1 protein-coding gene is annotated in these 251 nt (G+C 28.7%); it reads right to left on the reverse strand.

The features are described from left to right. On the reverse strand, positions 1–251 hold a 251-nt coding region (locus FD29_RS03975; protein WP_157049381.1), incomplete at both ends, for a helix-turn-helix domain-containing protein.

The following is a 251-nucleotide window of genomic DNA, read 5'->3' on the forward strand; positions in this document are numbered from 1 at the left end:
CCATATATTGATAATGATTAGATAATTCACGAATGTTTTTTCGCTTCGTCAATTCTGAAATCCGATCTTGAGCAATTTTAAGGCTTACTCCAATTTGTTTTAATCGATATATTTCTTTATCGATTCCGACCAATTTGTTATAAACAGTTCTACTGATATTGGAATTAACATTTATAATATCCTTTTGTTTATTATTTGGATAAATTCTCATCTTGATGCCATAATGATATTCAAGTTCTGCCATAGGTTTC

Origin of the sequence: Companilactobacillus mindensis DSM 14500 (assembly GCF_001434275.1) — a bacterium.
Taxonomy (GTDB): domain Bacteria; phylum Bacillota; class Bacilli; order Lactobacillales; family Lactobacillaceae; genus Companilactobacillus; species Companilactobacillus mindensis.